Annotated in this window: 12 protein-coding genes and 1 pseudogene; 3 read left to right on the top strand and 10 right to left on the bottom strand. The window is 75.0% G+C overall.

Annotated features, from left to right (window positions below; all coding sequences use genetic code 11):
- Window positions 1–79: 79 nt before the first annotated feature.
- Window positions 80–886 carry an SDR family NAD(P)-dependent oxidoreductase gene (locus GA0070606_RS28505; RefSeq protein WP_091106308.1) on the bottom strand — a complete coding sequence of 269 codons (807 nt, stop codon included), beginning with the start codon at window positions 884–886 and terminating at the stop codon, window positions 80–82.
- Entirely contained in the window at window positions 883–1,653 is a 771-nt protein-coding gene (locus GA0070606_RS28500; RefSeq protein WP_091106307.1) for an SDR family oxidoreductase, read from the bottom strand. The genes GA0070606_RS28505 and GA0070606_RS28500 overlap by 4 nt, the downstream gene beginning before the upstream one ends.
- Window positions 1,654–1,908: 255 nt before the next feature.
- Between GA0070606_RS28500 and GA0070606_RS28495 the strand changes: the two are divergent.
- Window positions 1,909–2,182: pseudogene (locus tag GA0070606_RS28495) on the top strand (thiolase family protein); the annotation flags it as partial.
- A 168-nt stretch (window positions 2,183–2,350) separates the two neighbouring features.
- Here the strand turns inward: GA0070606_RS28495 and GA0070606_RS28490 are convergent.
- The 7 genes from GA0070606_RS28490 to GA0070606_RS28460 form a co-directional block, all read right to left on the bottom strand.
- Window positions 2,351–3,634, bottom strand: a complete 1,284-nt coding sequence (locus GA0070606_RS28490) for an ABC transporter substrate-binding protein (RefSeq protein ID WP_091106306.1) — start codon at window positions 3,632–3,634, stop codon at window positions 2,351–2,353.
- Window positions 3,635–3,713: 79 nt separating this feature from the next.
- Window positions 3,714–4,823 carry a branched-chain amino acid ABC transporter permease gene (locus GA0070606_RS28485; protein ID WP_091106305.1) on the bottom strand — a complete coding sequence of 370 codons (1,110 nt, stop codon included), beginning with the start codon at window positions 4,821–4,823 and terminating at the stop codon, window positions 3,714–3,716.
- The gene (locus GA0070606_RS28480) at window positions 4,820–5,698 is read right to left on the bottom strand and encodes a branched-chain amino acid ABC transporter permease (RefSeq protein ID WP_091106304.1); all 879 of its coding nucleotides are present in this window, start codon (window positions 5,696–5,698) and stop codon (window positions 4,820–4,822) included. The genes GA0070606_RS28485 and GA0070606_RS28480 overlap by 4 nt, the downstream gene beginning before the upstream one ends.
- 27 nt (window positions 5,699–5,725) lie before the next feature.
- Complete coding sequence (locus tag GA0070606_RS28475) at window positions 5,726–6,448, bottom strand: ABC transporter ATP-binding protein (protein WP_091106303.1); 723 nt, start codon at window positions 6,446–6,448, stop codon at window positions 5,726–5,728.
- Window positions 6,449–6,515: 67 nt separating this feature from the next.
- Window positions 6,516–7,301 (bottom strand): ABC transporter ATP-binding protein, encoded by a 786-nt coding sequence (locus tag GA0070606_RS28470; RefSeq protein WP_091106302.1) that lies wholly within the window; start codon window positions 7,299–7,301, stop codon window positions 6,516–6,518.
- Window positions 7,302–7,516: 215 nt separating this feature from the next.
- Window positions 7,517–8,449 (bottom strand): alpha/beta hydrolase family protein, encoded by a 933-nt coding sequence (locus tag GA0070606_RS28465; protein WP_091106301.1) that lies wholly within the window; start codon window positions 8,447–8,449, stop codon window positions 7,517–7,519.
- Window positions 8,450–8,745: 296 nt separating this feature from the next.
- On the bottom strand, window positions 8,746–11,703 hold the full coding sequence (locus tag GA0070606_RS28460) for a glycoside hydrolase family 183 protein (protein ID WP_091106300.1): 2,958 nt from the start codon (window positions 11,701–11,703) through the stop codon (window positions 8,746–8,748).
- A gap of 158 nt (window positions 11,704–11,861) precedes the next feature.
- Between GA0070606_RS28460 and GA0070606_RS28455 the strand changes: the two genes are divergently transcribed.
- Window positions 11,862–13,073, top strand: a complete 1,212-nt coding sequence (locus tag GA0070606_RS28455) for an AfsR/SARP family transcriptional regulator (RefSeq protein ID WP_091106299.1) — start codon at window positions 11,862–11,864, stop codon at window positions 13,071–13,073.
- A gap of 50 nt (window positions 13,074–13,123) precedes the next feature.
- Here the strand turns inward: GA0070606_RS28455 and GA0070606_RS28450 are convergent, their stop codons facing one another.
- Window positions 13,124–13,999 carry a LysR family transcriptional regulator gene (locus GA0070606_RS28450; protein WP_091106298.1) on the bottom strand — a complete coding sequence of 292 codons (876 nt, stop codon included), beginning with the start codon at window positions 13,997–13,999 and terminating at the stop codon, window positions 13,124–13,126.
- Between the two features lie 109 nt (window positions 14,000–14,108).
- Between GA0070606_RS28450 and GA0070606_RS28445 the strand changes: the two genes are divergently transcribed.
- Window positions 14,109–15,308 carry an MFS transporter gene (locus tag GA0070606_RS28445; protein WP_218106082.1) on the top strand — a complete coding sequence of 400 codons (1,200 nt, stop codon included), beginning with the start codon at window positions 14,109–14,111 and terminating at the stop codon, window positions 15,306–15,308.
- Window positions 15,309–15,484 lie beyond the last annotated feature (176 nt).

Here is a 15,484-nt window from a genome sequence, read left to right as displayed (position 1 = left end):
CCGCCGGCAGGGTCCCCGCCGGCCGACCGGCGCGGGGCGGCGGCGAGACCTCCCGGCCGGCCCGTGGGGGTCCGGCGACTCAGCCATGCCGGCGGCGCTCGGCGGCGCGCTGGGTCCGGTTCATGGCGCGCAGCCAGCGGTCCGGGTCGGCGGCGCGGCGGGCGTACCAGGCGGCCACCTCCGGGTGGGGCAGCACCAGGAAGCGGTCGTCGGCCAGCGCCGCGCTGACGCACTCCGCCACCTGCTCGCAGCTGACCGCGCCGGCGTCGAGCAGGGCGGCGCTCAGGTCGTCGGCGGCGGCCAGCATCGGCGTGCGTACCCCCTGCGGGCAGAGCGCCTGGACGGTGATCCCCCGGTGGGCGTAGCTGGCCCGCAGCCACTCGGCGAACGCCAGCGCGGCGTGCTTGGTGACCGAGTAGGGCGCCTTGCCGAGCAGGGTGAGCAGCCCCGCCGCGGAGGCGGTGACCAGCAGCCGGCCCCGGCCGGCGGCGAGCCAGTGCGGCAGCAGCTCGCGCGCGGCGAGCACGTGCGCCATCACGTTCACCCGCCAGGCCCGCTCCCACGCCTCGTCGGGGGCGTCGACGCCGCCGCCCGGGGCCACCCCGGCGTTGGCGCAGAACAGGTCGACCCCGCCGAGGCGCTCCCGGGCGAAGCCGACCAGTGCGGCCACCCCGGCGGGATCGGCCGCGTCGCCCGGGCAGGCGTGCCCGCCGATGCGCGCCGCCACCGCGCGGGCCGCCACCGCGTCGACGTCGTTGACCACCACCCGGGCGCCGTCGGCGGCGAACCGGGCGGCCAGCGCGGCCCCGATGCCGGACCCGGCACCGGTGACCACCACACCCGCCCCGGCCACCGTCAGCCCGCGCGCGGCGGGCGGCGGGGTCATCCCGCGATCCGGCCGGCGAGGCCGACGCCGCCGTCGAGGACGAGGGTCTGCCCGGTGATCCAGGCGGCGTCGGCGGAGGCGAGGAAGGCGACCGCACCGGCCACGTCCTCCGGTACGCCGAGCCGCCCGAGCGGGTACGCGCGGGCGACCTCCTCCTCCCGGCCCTCGTACAGCGCCGCGGCGAAGCGGGTCCTCACCACCGCGGGGGCGACCGCGTTGACCCGGACCGCCGGGGCGAGCTCGACGGCCAAGCACGCGGTGAGGTGGTTGAGGGCCGCCTTGCTCACCCCGTAGAACGCGATGCCGGGCGACGGGGTGAGGCCGGCGATCGAAGAGACGTTGACGACGCAGCCGCCCCGCTCGGCCATCCCCGCGGCGCACACCTCCTGCACCCAGCCGAGCGCGCCGACCAGGTTGACGTCGAGGATCTTGCGGGCCGCGGCCAGGTCCAGCTCGGCGAGGGGCCCGTGGACCGGATTGATGCCGACGTTGTTGACCAGGACGTCCACCGGCCCGAACGCCTCGGTGACCAGCCGGACCGCCTCCCGGCGGTGCTCCGCGTCGTCGGCCCGGCCGGGCACGGCCACGGCGCGGGTGGGGCCGCCCAGCTCGGCGACGGCCTCGGCCAGCGCCTCGGGACGCCGGGCGGTCAGACCGACCCGGGCGCCCTCGGCGACCAGCCGGCGGGCGACCGCGAGACCGATCCCGCGGCTGGCCCCGGTGACGAGAGCCACCTGGCCGGACAACCGGCCTGAATCTGCATTCACGATGCAGATAGTAGGAGGGGGGTGCCGGGGCGTCAACGAGGAACTCCGGTGAGCTTCTCACATTCCGTTGACACGGCCGCCAAGATAACTGCACCGCCGGTGCATGTATTGTTCCCCGCTCGGGAAAGGGACCTCCGCCCTGCCGGAGGCCGTCATCGTCGCCGCCGCCCGATCACCGATCGGTCGGGCGCACAAGGGCTCCCTGCGCGACCCGCGCGCCGACGACCTGGCCGCCACGAGCGTGCGGGCCGCCCGCCGGTGTTCCGGCCCGACGGCACGGTGACCGCCGGCAACCGCTGCCCGCTCAACGACGGCGCCGCCGCGCTCGTCGTGATGTCCGACGTGCGGGCCCGCGAGCTGGGGGTGACCCCGCTGGCCCGGATAGTCGCCACGGGCCTGAGCGCCCGGCGCCCGGATCACCACCACCCTGATCAACTCGCTGCGCTGGCACGACCGGCGGATCGGGCTGGAGACCATGTGCGTCGGGGGCGGCCAGGGCATGGCGATGATCATCGAGCGGCTGAGCTGACCCCGGCCCACGGCGCGCCCGACCGCGCCCGGCCACCCTGGACCGGGCGCGGTCGAGGCGCTCGCGCCGGCACCGGCCGCACCCACCGGTCACGGCACTCGCGCCGGCACCGCCGCGCCGACCGGTCGGGCGCTCGCGCGGTCGCCGGCCGCGCCCGGTCTGCGGGACTCAGGAGGCCGACGGGATCCCGTTGGCGGGCGGGGCCACCGGCTGGGCCGCGTACTCGCGCACCGGCCCGTCGCCCTCGTCGGTCTCGTACGTCGGCCCGAAGTAGGTCTGCGCTCCCCCGCTGACCCGGTTGAGCCGCTGCCCCCCGTAGCCGGAGTGATCGGTGGCGGAGTACCGCAGCGGAGCCAGCCCCGGGCCCTGGTGGCCGCCCCTGCCGACCGCCTCCAGCACGCCCTCCCGGGTGAGGTCCCGGCCGGCGGCCTGGAGCACCTGGACGAAGAGGTAGCCGACCGCCATGCCGTAGACGGTGTTGCCGTCGAACGGCGCGTCACCGTTGTGTTCCTTGTTGATTTTGGTGAAGAGCTGGATCCAGGGGTTGGCGGTGTCGTTCTGCATCGGCAGGTAGTTGGCGCCGATCATGCCCTCCAGCAGCCCCGCGTTGGCGCCGAGCTGCTTGGCCAAGGTCGGCTGGTCGGCGCCGACGTTGGACACGAGCCACTGGGGCCTGAAGCGCAGCCGCGCGGCGGTGCCGACGGCGAGCGCGGTGAAGCCGGGCACGGTGGCGAGGATGACGACCTCGCACCCGGCCGCCTTGAACGCCCCGATCTGGGGTGCCACGTTGGGGTTGCTGGTGACGTACGTCTGCTTGGCCACCACGGCGCCGGCCCCCAGCACCTTCTCCACGCCGGCCAGGCTGTCCCGCCCGAAGTCGTCGTCCTGGCCGAGGAAGCACACCTTGCGTCCGGGCAGCTCGGTCTTGACGTGGTGGGCCAGGATCTTGCCCTCGACCGTGTAGTCGGGGTTGAACCCGAACGTGCCGGGATACCGGTCGGGCTGGTCCCAGCTGCGGCTGCCCGAGGCGACGAAGAGGTCGGGCACCCGGTTGCTCTTGAGGAAGTCCAGCACGCCGCTGTGCGTCGGCGTGCCGAGCCCGTTGAGGATGGCGAAGACCTTGTCCTGAAGGACCAGTTGGCGCACCACCTGCTGGGTGTTCGCCGGGTTGTACCCGTCGTCCATCACCTTGTAGGTGATCTTGCGGCCGTGCACCCCGCCGTTGGCGTTGACGTGGTCGAAGTACGCCTTCGTCGCCGGGGCGATCTTGGAGTAGCCGGCCGCCGCCGGGCCGGTGAGCGGCATGTGGGTGCCGACCACGATCTCGGTGTCGGTGACACCGGGCACCGGCCCGCGGCCTGCGCCGCCGCCGTCGTCACCACAGCCGGCGGCGGCGGCGAGCAGGGTGATGGCGCTGGCGATCGCGACAGCGCGTCGTGTCGAGGGTCGCATGGGGACACCGACCTTTCCTCGGTCCGGTTGGGTGGTGGTGGGCGGATGGGGTGGGTGCGCGTGCGGGGGACCGGACGGTTCAGGAGCGTCGCCGGCCCGGCAGGCGAGCGGCCAGGGCCCGGCCGAGCCGGGCCAGCAGGCCCTGCACGCCGCCGGGAGCGGCGATCATGACGAGGACCAGCGTCACCCCGAAGATGGCCAGCGGGAGGTTGCCCTCCATCCGCTGCGCCGCCGCCGGGGAGAGATCGAGCTTCTCGGTCAGGGCGTGGGTGAGGTCGGGCAGGACTACCAGCAGCACGGCGCCCCAGACCGCACCGTTCAGGCTGCCCAGGCCACCGACGACGACGGCCATCAGCAGGAACAGCGACAGCGTCAGCGAGAAGGCCCCCGGCGACACGCTCTGGGCGAGCACCGCGAGCAGGGCACCGCCGAGTCCGGCGCCGGCGGCGCTGACCACGAACGCGAGCACCTGGGTGCGGGCGACGTGGATGCCGGCGAGCCGGGCGGCGACCTCGTCGTCGCGGACCGCCCGGAAGGTGCGGCCGTAGCGGCTGCGGACCAGGTTGGCCAGCAGCAGCAGGGCGAGCAGGGTGGCCGCCGCGGCGACCCAGAGCTGCCACCGCTCGTAGGGGAAGTACGGGCCGAGCGCGGCCGGCGGGGGCTCGACCGGCACCGCCAGCCCCTGCTCGCCGTTGAGGACACCGTCGAAGGTGACGGTGAGCGCCGGCACCACCACCGCGACGGCGAGGGTGACGCCGGCCAGGTACGGGCCGCGCAGCCGGGCGGCGGCCACCCCGACCACGGCGCCGACCGCGAGGGCGGCCAGGACGGCGGCGCCCAGCGACACCGCCAGCAGCCAGCCGCCGGTCGCCCCGGCGTCGGCGAACGCGTTCTGGCACAGCGCGACGGTGTACGCCCCGGTGGCCATCAGCGCGCCGTGCCCCAGCGAGAGCTGCCCGTTGAGGCCGGTGAGGACGGTCAGCCCGGCGGTGGCGCAGAGGTAGGCCGCCACGGTGGCGAGCTGGAAGTTGCGGAACGGTTCCAGCCCGTAGCTGGCGGCCACCAGCAGCAGCGCGGCGACGGCCGCGACGCCGAGGTGACGCAGCAGGGTCGGGACGCGGCGCGCGTCGTCCGGACCGGCGGCGGTGACCGGCGCGCTCGGCGCGGTCGCCGCCCGGGTGGCGGTCACACCCGCCTCGCCGCGACCGGGGCGAACAGGCCGCCCGGGCGGACCAGCAGCACGGCCAGCAGCAGCACCAGCACCGCGAGCGGGGTGAGGTCGCTGCCGGCGTACCCGCTGACGTAGGAGAGCACCAGGCCGACGGCGAGGCCGCCGACCACCGCCCCCGGTGGACTGTCCAGCCCGCCGACCACGGCGGCGGTGAACGCCGAGACGAAGACCAGGTCCATCGCGTGCGGGTGCAGGCCCAGCTCGGTGGGGACGACCAGCATGCCGGCCAGCGCGCCGACCCCGGAGGCCAGCGCCCAGCCGAGGGTCAGCATGCCGCCGACGTTCACCCCGAGCAGCCGGGAGACCTCGGGGGCGAACGCCGCCGCGCGCATCCGCAGGCCCACCGCCGTGCGGGTGAAGGTCCAGGCCAGCCCGACGACCACGACCGCGACCGCGGCGAAGACGAACAGGTCGTACGGGGAGAGGACGGCGACCCCGCCGACGGTCAGCGCCGTGCGGGAGAACGGCGCCTCGGCGGGGCGGAACTCGTTGCCGTAGACCATGCCCAGCACCGCCTGGATCAGCAGCACCAGCCCGAGCGCGACGATCACCGGGTTGAGCGGCGACGCGTGGTCGACGAAGCGCATCACGGCCACGTCGACGAGCGCGCCGAGGAGCAGCCCGGCGGCCAGCGCGGCCACGAACCCCAGCCAGTACGAGCCGGTGGCGGCGGCGACGCCGTAGGCCACGTAGGCGCAGGCGACGGCCATCGCGCCCTGGGCGAAGTTGACGATCCGGGCGGCCCGCCAGATGAGCACCAGGGCCAGCGCGAACGCCGCGTAGACCGCCCCCCTGGACAGGCCGTCGAGGGTGAGGAAGACGAAGCGGTCCAACGGTCCTCCCATGCGGGGACGAGGTGGTCAGAAGCCGAGGTAGGCGTGGCGGAGGTCGGTGTCGTCGCGCAGCCGGGCGGCGGGCGCGGTGGTCACGACCCGGCCCAGGGACATCACCACGCCCTGGTCGGCGACCGAGAGCGCGCTGCGCACGTTCTGCTCGACGAGCAGCACGGTCAGCCCGGTGCGGTCGCGCAGCCGGCGCAGCAGGGCCATGGTCTGGGCCACCACCCGGGGCGCCAGCCCGAGCGACGGCTCGTCGAGCAGCAGCAGCCGGGGGCGGCCCACGAGGGCCCGGCCGAGGGCGAGCATCTGCCGCTCGCCGCCGGAGAGCTGGTGGCCGAGGTGGCGTCGCCGCCGGGCCAGTGGCTCGAAGAGCTGGTAGACCTCGTCGAGCGCGCGGGCCGCGTCGGGCCGGTCGCGCCGCCACAGCCCGCCGAGGCGCAGGTTCTCCTCCACCGTCAGCTCGCCGACGACGCCGCGCCCCTCCGGCACGTGCGCCATGCCGCGGCGCACGAGCCGCTCCACGGGGACGCCGCGCAGGTCCTCCCCCGCCAGCACGACGCGGCCGGCGGCCGGGCGCAGCATGCCCGACAGGGTCCGCAGCAGGGTGGTCTTGCCGGCGCCGTTGGCCCCGACCACCGCCGCGATGGTGCCGCCCGGGACGGTGAGGTCGACCCCGTGCAGCACCGGCGCGCCGCCGTAGCCGGCGACCAGACCGCGCACCACGAGCAGGTCCCCGTCGCTCATGCCCGCGCCCCGCTCCGCTCCGGGCGGGCTGGCGGCGGCAGCGCGCCGAGCCCGGTGGTCCGCTCGGTCATGCCGCGGCCTCGTCGACGGCGGCGCCGAGGTAGGCGTCGGTGACGGCCGGGTCGTCGCGCACCTCGTCCGGCGTGCCGGCCGCGATCACCCGGCCGAAGTCGAGCACGACGATCTCGTCGCAGACGGACATCACCAGGTCCATGTGGTGCTCCACCAACAGCACCGCGCACGGGTCGGCCGCCCGCCGGGGCAGCGCACGGATCAGCTCCGCCAGCTCGGCGACGTCGTCGCCGCCGAGACCGCCGGCGGGTTCGTCGAGCAGCAGCAGCCGGGGCCGCGCGGCGAGCGCGCGGGCCAGTGCGACCCGCTGGCGTACGGCGAAGGGCAGCGTGCCCGGCGCGGCGTCGGCGTGCCCGGCGATGCCCAGGCCGTCGAGCACGTCGAGGGCGTGCCGGCGCAGCCGGCGCTCGTCGCGGTCGCTGCGCGGCAGCCCGAGCAGGGCGGGCAGGAACCCGGCGCGGGCCGTGTGGGTGGCGCCCGTCATGACGTTCTCCAGCACGGTGAGGCCGGCGAACAGCCCGGTGCCCTGGAGCGTCCGGGCGATGCCCAGCCGGGTCAGCCGGTGCGGGCGGGGTCGCAGCGGCCGACCGTCGAGGGTCAGCGAGCCCTCGTCCGGGGTGACGAAGCCGCAGACGACGTTGAACAGGGTGGTCTTGCCGGCGCCGTTGGGGCCGATGACCCCGACCACCCGGCCGGGGGGCACCCGCAGCGAGACGTCGTCGAGGGCGGTGAGGCCACCGAAACGCACCCCGACGTGGTGCAGCGCGAGCCCTTGCTCCATCACCCATCCTCGGAGTTCGATGGCAGTTATTTACACTGGGAGTGTACGTTTCTGAGGTCCGCCGTCAATACCTTCGATACGCCGTCGCGCCACGCACCACGATCTCCGTCCGCCGGGCGGCGGGACCATTCGGTTTCCGCACCGGCGGGGCAGTCGATCGCGGGGCCGGACGCGCCGCCGCGGGCGGCCGCCCGCGGCGGCCGCCCCGGTGCCCGTCAGGCGCTCGGGCAGGTGTTGCGGTATTCCTGGATCGCGCTGCCGCTCGGGCCCGGGCAGAGGAACTGCTCGTAGCGGGTGTCGTTGTCGACGAAGCGCTTCAGCCAGGCCACCGCCTGCCGGGCGGTGGGCGTGTTGACCGTCTGCGGGAAGAAGTGGCTGGCCCCGTTGAGCTCCAGGTACGCCTTCTCGGAGCTGGCGGGGATGCTGGTGTAGAACGGCTCGGAGTGCGACGAGACGGGCGCGACGCTGTCGTTCTCACCGCCGATGATCAGCGTCGGCACCCGGACGTCGGACCAGCTCTTGTCCAGGTTCCACGGCGCGAGCGGCACGGCGGCCTGCAGCGACGGCCGGGCGACGGCGGCCTCCAGGCTGCCGCCACCGCCCATCGAGTGCCCGGACACCGCGAGCCGGGTGGGGTCGATGCGGCCGCGCACCGAGCTGCGCTCCACGAGGTAGTCGAGCGCGGCGAGCAGCTGTCGTCCCCGGCTGTCCGGCTGGTCGAGGCGGGTGTTGGTCTCGATGCCGATCACCACGAAGCCGTGCGAGGCGATCCGCGGCCCGAGCCAGTCGATGCTGGACCAGGCGGCGGTGTAGCCGGGCGAGATGGCGACGGCGCCGAAGGTGCCCTCGCTGGTGCTGGTCGGGTAGTAGATCACCCCGCCGCCGAAGCCGGTCACGCTCAGCGACGAGACGCTCTGCGAGGCGGTGGCGAAGGGGCCGCGACTGGCCTCCAGCAGCGCGACGGTCGGGGCGGGACCGCGCTCGTACGGGTTGTCGGCGGCGCTGGCTGCGGGTGGGGCCGCCAGGGCGGCGGTGGCGGCCAGGGCGGCGGCCAGGGCCAGCCCGGCGGCGCGGACGGCGGAACGGGGGCGGGTGGTGGTGGGTGATGACACGTCGGGCACTCCCTGCGGGTCGGGGCATATCGACATGCATCAGTCTTCGTCGGTGGCGGGGACCGCGCATCGGTGAAATCGCCAGTCCCCGGCCGCGAGCTTTCGGCCAGGCCTCGGGGGCGACCGCCTGGCACCCCGTACCGTGTCCGGTCCGCTGGACCACGGGGAGGTTCCACCGCAGAGCCAGGACCGCGACCGGCGCGAGCCCGTCGTGGAGCCCGATCGGCGCGCCCGCCACGGCCTGACCCGCGGCGGCCGGACGCGGGACGCCGCCCGACGGCCGGCCGCAGGTTCCGGTCGGGCCGGGGCGCGCCCCGGCCCGACCGGAGGACTCAGCCGAGCGTGAACCGGAAGAACCGGGGACGGTAGATCCCCGGATCGCGGTAGTGGTCCCCGTCCGGCGAGATCCGGGTGTCCATGCTGTTGACGTTGTACGACGCGATGAACGTGTCACCCGAGCTCAGCGACGCGTGCACGTGCGCGTTGTACGAGATGACGTTCGGGTTCCAGTAGCTGCCGTACGGCCCGGGCTCGGGCATCCGGTAGACCGGCGTCTTCTGGGTGAACGGGCCGAACGGCGAGCAGGACGTCCAGGCGTTGATCTGGCCGCTGAACGCCTGGGTGCTGTCCTGGCTGAGCAGCAGGAACTGCCCGCCCCACGGGGTGACGCTGTACTCGTTGGCGATGCCGGTGAGCAGGTTGCGGGAGCTCTGCTCCCGGAACGTCCACCCCCAGGGGGTGTGGTACTGCCAGGTGCCGTCGGCCAGGTCGTCGCCGTAGACCCGGGCGATGCGCATCTGCTTGTTGATCGGCGAGTCGTCGACCCCGTAGACGTAGGTGAAACCGTCCATGCTGCGGCTGGCCGGCAGCAGCGCCGAGCCCCACGCCACCCCGCTGGCCGACGGCAGTTGCCGCACACTGACCGGTTCGCGCAGGTTGGACAGGGCGAAGTTCGCCACCACGTTGCGGTTGAACCGCCAGTCCCAGGCGCCCGAGCCGAACCGCTCGTACTCCTGGTAGACGACCTGGAGCTGGCCGTCGGAGAGGTGGCCGTCACCGACCCAGTACCACTTGCCGGGGCCGGAGGGCGGCATCAGCGGCTGCGGCGACCCCGAGGTGCCGCCGTGGTAGGTGCTCAGGTTGCCGCCGTTCTGCACCACGAACGTGTTGTTCACCAGCGGCGCGCTGACCGGCCGGGTGCCGTCGCCGTTGAGCGGGCCCATCCACGTGTCGGAGAAGAGCCAGACGAGCCGGCCGTCCGGCAGCTTGACCGAGTACGTGGAGTCGCCGCCGGTCCAGCCGTCCGGCGTGCTGGCCGCGTACCGGTTGAAGGTGCCCTGCGGCTCGACGTTGATCTCCACGCTCTTCACCGAGAGCGGGCGCAGCGTGCACGAGCGGGGCTTGAGCGGCAGCGTCGTCTCCACGTAGGTGGAGAACGTCTTCGGGCTGTTGGCCGCGTCCTCGGAGTGGATGTCCAGCTCGGTCCAGGTGGAGACCAGGGTGGCCACCATCGGGTACTTGAAGTTCGGCACGGTGATCAGGCCGCCCGCGTCGGGGTAGCGCACGGTCTGGATGCTCGGGTACTCCGTCCCGCCGCCGCCGGAGCGGTTCCAGACGACCACCGCGGAGCTGCGGTTGGTGTCCTTGGTGACGTCGACCAGCAGCGTGGAGCAGTACCCGCAGCTGGAGTCGCCGGAGTTCTGCACCGCCCAGAAGTCGTGGTAGACGGCGCCGCCCTTGCGCAGGATGTCCTGGTACGTGACGTGGGTGCCGGCGGGGGTGGAGTGCTTCTTGCGGGCCGGCCGGGCGAAGCCGAGCCCGTCGTCGCCGGTCGGGGTGATGCCGATGAGCTCGTTGCGCCACAACGTGCCGGCGTGGGCGTCGGTGTAGCCGTAGTTGCGCCACGCGTCCGGCGTGGGGGCGGGCGCGGCGTTCGCCTTGGCCAGCCGGTAGTTGGCGATGTGGTAGCCGAGCAGCATGTCCTTGAAGTTGAGGCCGTAGCCCTGCGCGGTGTGCCGGATCGCCTCGATCGGCAGGTGGTCGTGGTCCCGGACGCTCTCCCACGTGCGCCGCACGAATGCCGCGTCGACCTGCTCGGTGAGGTAGGCCGGCAGCAGGAACGCGCCGTACTGGGGCCCGCCGCCGAGCCCGCCCCACGAGTTGATCGCCGCGCCGGGCTTGCTCAGCACGTCGTAGACGTTGCGGGCGTACAGCCTGTCGCTGCCCGAGATCGGCACGTACGGCATGCGCACGTACGTCTGGTGGGCGGCCCACTCGGCGGTGGCCTCCATCCACCAGTTCATCGAGCCGAACTCCTTGCCCCCGAGGAAGTCGGTGATGAAGTCGATCCCGACGTCGCTGCGGTCCCAGTACTGGTACTGCATGACGTGGAACAGCTCGTGCCTGGGCATGTAGTCCCAGTCGTCCTCGCTGTGCGGCACCAGGATGGTGGCCTGCTGGTTCATCCCGAACGGCAGCACGAACGGCGCGGTGATCTCGATGCCGAAGCCACCGATCACGGGAAGCTCGTCCACGCCGTAGACCAGCACCCAGGGCTTGTCCTCCCGCACCGGCAGCGGATAGCCCATCGCCCGGTACTCGGCCACCGCGAGGTTGAGCGCGTTCAGCATGTACTGCACCGCGGTCGCTCGACCGTTGCCGTTGAACTTCGCGGGAACGCCCGGCTGGCTGCCGGAGGCGATGTTGTACATGATGAGGAAATCACCCGAGGCCGCCCGGCACCGGAACGTGACGTTGAGGTACTCGTGCGGCTCGACGCAGTCGTTGTACTCCTCCTGCGCGGCGGAGGCACCGGCCGGCGCGGTGACGCTCGGGGCGATGCTCCGTGCCGCGTCGGGCGCGGCGTCCGCCGCCAACATGGACAGGTAGGTCAGGTAGCGCTGCGGATCGCGGATCGCACCGGTGGGCCGCAGGTGCGTCGGCACCGAACCGGGCGCCCGCATCGCGGCCAGGCCGTACCGCACCGCCTCGTCGCGGGAGAGCTTCCCCCGGTGGTACGCCGAGAGGATCTTCTCGTCGGGCCCGAAGTCCGGCGGGGCGGCCTTCTTCCGCTTCCCGCCGGTGGGTGGCACCGCCTTGAACGGCTTGGCACGCTGGACCGGCGGCGGTTTCGCCCCCACGTCCGGCGCCTGGGGTTGCTGGGCGGTGCCGACGGTACGGCCCGCGGCCGGCGCGGGGCCCGGGTCGGGGGCCGCCTGCGCGGCGCCACTGGTCAGCACGGCGGCGGTCAGCACGACCGCCGCGGTGACCAGGGCAAGAGGGTTTCTCATCTCGCTCCCTGTGATCGATGACCGACGTCGGCCGGTGCCGTCGCGACGCGGCGGCACCGGCCGCGGCGGGCACGGTAGCGACGGTCGGTTAACGATCGGCTGGCATCCCGTCCACGGTGGACGTCCGTAGGATTGCGGCCGTCTTCGGGGGAGGCCGCATGTCACACGCCGTCATCGATCTGCACCTGCTCGGGCCTGTCACCGCGACCCGGGACGGGACCGAGATACCACTGGGCGCGCCGCAGCAGCGCACGATGCTGGCCGCGCTGCTGATGGAGCCCGGCCGGGTGGTGCCGGTCGACGACCTGATCGACGCCGTCTGGGGGCAGCGCGCGCCGGCCGCCGCCCGCAAGGCCGTGCAGGTGTACGCCTCGCGGCTGCGCCACGCGCTGCCCACTCTCGACCTGCGCGGACGGCCGCCGGGCTACCTGCTCGACGTCGCGCCCGACCGGGTGGACGTGCACCGCTTCCGGGCGCTCGTTCGGGCGGCCGGCGCGGCGACCGGCGAGCACGCCCGCGAACTGCTGCGCCGGGCGCTGACGCAGTGGCGCGGCGCCGTGCCGCTCGCCGGCCTGGGCGAGGCCCCGCTGGCGCAGTCGCTCGTGCCGGTGCTCGTCGAGGAACGGCTGGCCGCGCTCCACCGACGGATCGCCCTCGACCTCGACGCCGGCCGGCACCACGAGGTGGTCAGCGAGCTGGTCGCGTTGACCACCGCGCACCCGTACCGGGAGTCGGTGCACGGTCTGCTGATGCGGGCCCTGCACGGCACCGGCCGGTCGGCCGAGGCGGTGGCCGCCTACCGGGCGCTGGACCGGCGGCTGGCCCGGGAGCTCGGCACGGAGCCGGGCCCGCAGCTGCGCCGGCTGTACGCCTCGATCCGCCGGGGCCACGCCGCGTCGCCGCCGGAGGCCGACGTCGCGCACACCGCCGGCCGGTACGGCACCGACGTCGAGCGCATCGACGACCCGACGCTGGTGGCCGACCGGCTGTGGTCCGTGACCCGCGACGCGCACGAGGTGCTCACCGTGCAACCCGACCGGGGGGCGCACCTGGAGACCCTGCTCCGTCTCCCGCCGGGGCAGGGTCGCGCCGGCTCCGGGTGGCGCACGATCGTCCACCGGCGCCTTGCGTCCCGGTCGGCCGGGGCGCACCAGGGCGGGGAGCGGCACCGGGCCGCCGAACACCCGGTGCAGTGGATGGTGCTGGTGGACCGGCGGATCGCGTTCCTTTCCGGCGCGCCGGGCGACGGACGCCGCGGCGGGGCGCTGGTGATCCGCAACCCTGGCGTCGTGGCCGCCCTCGCCGACCTCTTCGAGCGCAGCTGGGCCGGCCCGGTCGACGTCGAGGCCGCCGGGGGCGGACCGGCCTGACCGGTTCGGCCGGGCCCGGCCGGGGCGGCTGCGGCCGACCGTCCGAGGGGTCACGCGGCGGGCAGGGCGGCGGCGAAGGCCCGCGCGTCGGGGCCCGACGCCCGCACGACCAGGCCGAGCGCCGACTCCGGCAGCCCGGTGACCGGCACGAAGGCGACGTCCGGGCGGGGCTGGAATCCCGCGGTACGCCGGCACACCAGCATGCCGCCGCGGCCGGCCGCGACGAGCGCGATGCCCTCCTGCAGGGTGGTCACCGCCGGCCCGGGCGGGATCGACCGGCCGTCGGGCGTGACGGCGGGCGCCTGCTCGGCCCGCCAGTACTCGGGCGCGGGCGTGGCCGGGCCGATCAACGGCAGCCCCGCCAACCGCTCGGCGTCCACGGCGGGGAGCGCGGCGAACGGGTGCCGCGCTGACACGGCGACGGTCTGCTGCTGCCGGGAGAAGACCCGCACCAGCGCCAGGCCCGGCTCCCGCACCGGCAGCAGCACTATCGCGGCGTCCACCTCGCCGCGCCGAAGCGCCCCGAACGGGTCGCTGAGCGGCAGCTCGGTCAGGTCCACCCGCCGGCCGGGCGCCTGGTACGCGTTGACGGCGGCGGCGATGCCCGCGTCGACGTGCCCCTGGAATCCGAGGCGCAGCACGTCGTGCACGCCCCGGGCGGCGTCTCGGGACTCCTCGACCGCCTGCCGCAGCGCCGCGTACGCGGGCCCCACCCCGGCGAGCAGCCGTCGCCCCAGCGGGGTGAGCGCGACCCGGCGGCTGGTGCGGTCGACGAGCCGGCCACCGATCCGCCGCTCCAGGGTGGCGAGGAGCTGACTGACGCGGCTCTGCGACACCCGCAACCGCTCACCGGCGCGGCCGAAGTGCAGTTCCTCGGCGAGCGCCAGGAAGCACTCCAGCTCGCGTAGCTCCGGCCCGCCGGCCATGCCGCACCCCTCCCCCGTCGTGCCGCCCGCCCGATCGATGAGCCAGGCTCATCGTCCGACGAACACTTCGCCGTTGTTCCGCCGTCCCGGCCGGACCAGGCTGAGCAACATGACCAAGATCGACGATGCGGCCTCGGCCGCCCGCACCCGGTGGACCGGAGTCGGCGCGGTGGCCGGCGCCGTGTTCGCCGTGGTGACCACGGAGATGCTGCCCGTCGGGCTGCTCACCGCGATCGGCGCCAGCCTGGACAGCAGCCCCGGTACGGTCGGGCTGACCATGACGGTACCCGGCCTGGTCGCGGCGGCCGTGGCGCCACTGGTGCCGCTGGTGGCCGGGGCCATGGACCGCCGCCGGCTGCTGGTCGCGCTCGGCGCGTTGCTGGCCGTCGCGAACGTCGCCTCGGCGGCCGTCACCGACATCGCGCCGCTGGTGGCGCTGCGCCTGCTCGTCGGCGTGTGCATCGGCGGCATCTGGTCGGTGGCCGGCGGGCTCGCCGTCCGGCTCGTGCCGGCCCGCTCGGTCGGCACCGCCACGTCGATCGTCTTCAGCGGCGTCGCCGTCGCCTCGGTGCTGGGCGTGCCGGCCGGGGCCCTGCTCGGCGACCTCGTCGGCTGGCGGGCCGCGTTCCTGGCCGTGGGTGGGCTGTCGCTGGCGGTGACCTGGCTGCTGGCCGCCACGCTGCCGGCGATGCCGGTACGGGAGCCGACGCGCCTGCGGGCGATGCGCGAACTGCTCGGTGACCGCCTCGTGCGGGTCGGACTGGTCGCCGTCGCGGCCGTGGTCGTCGGGCACTTCGCCGCCTACACGTACGTGCGGCCCGTGCTGGAGCGGCTCGGCGGCGTCGAGGCGGGACTCGTCGGCGCGCTGTTGCTCGCGTACGGCCTGGCCGGGGTGGCCGGCACCTTCGTCAGCGGCGCGCTCGCCGCCCGCACCCCGCACCGCACGTTGCTGGCGGTCGCGGCGGCGCTCGGCGCGGCCGTGCTCGCGGTGCCGCTGCTCGCGGCGGCGGGGCTGCCCGGCGCCGCCACGGCCATGCTGGCCTGGGGCGTCGCGTACGGCGGCGTCTCCGTCACCTGTCAGAACTGGCTGCTGCGGGCCGCGCCGGGGGCCGGTGAGCCGGTGACCGCCCTCTTCGTGGCGGTGTTCAACCTGGCCATCGCCGGCGGAGCGCTGCTCGGCGGTCGAGCCGTCGACACGGCCGGCCCGGCCGCCGCGACGGTGGTCGGTGGCGCGCTGGTGCTGGTCGGGCTGGCCGTCCTCGCGGCCGGGTCGGGCCGCGCGCGGCGCCTCGACCGCCCGGCGCCCTGACCGGTCCCCCGGCCGGCGGTCCCCCCGGCCGGCAGACGGTCCGGCCGGCGGACGGTCCGGGCCGGCGGACGGTCCGGGCCGGCGGACGGTCCGGGCCGGCGGACGGTCCGGGCCGGCGGACGGTCCGGGCCGACGCAGGCGGCGGCCGGACGCGCGCCGGCCGCGGCCGGGCCGGA

The organism is Micromonospora citrea (assembly GCF_900090315.1).
Lineage (GTDB): Bacteria > Actinomycetota > Actinomycetes > Mycobacteriales > Micromonosporaceae > Micromonospora > Micromonospora citrea.
This window is presented reverse-complemented; position numbering and strand designations above follow the sequence as displayed.